Origin of the sequence: Mesorhizobium sp. M8A.F.Ca.ET.202.01.1.1 (genome assembly GCF_004791595.1) — a bacterium.
In the GTDB taxonomy this organism is placed as follows: Bacteria; Pseudomonadota; Alphaproteobacteria; order Rhizobiales; family Rhizobiaceae; genus Mesorhizobium.
In genome coordinates, this window is sequence record NZ_SRUN01000218.1 from 1 (window position 1) to 309 (window position 309).

The following is a 309-nucleotide window of genomic DNA, read 5'->3' on the forward strand; positions in this document are numbered from 1 at the left end:
GCTGCACCGAGGCCAGGCCATTGTCGAGCGTATAGCTGTAGCTGCCGTCGCTGTTGAGATGCAGCGTGCCATAGGTGCCGACCAGGTCGTTGCCGACATTGCCAGCCGAGCCGTTGACGGCGCTGACCGTGTGGGTGTCGCCATTGTCGACATCGGTGTCGTTGGAAAGCACATTGCCGCTGACCGGATTGGGATCGGCCAGCGTGTTGGTGTCTTCCTTCACCGCCGCCGCATCGGCCACCGCCACCGGCGCGTCATTGGTGCCGGTGATGGTGATGGTCAGGTTGGCGGACGAAGAGCCGCCGTGAT

The 309-nt window shown here is 63.8% G+C and carries 1 protein-coding gene; it reads right to left on the reverse strand.

The features are described from left to right. A partial coding sequence (locus EN845_RS34565) for an Ig-like domain-containing protein (protein ID WP_135931324.1) occupies positions 1-309 on the reverse strand: 309 nt, incomplete at both ends.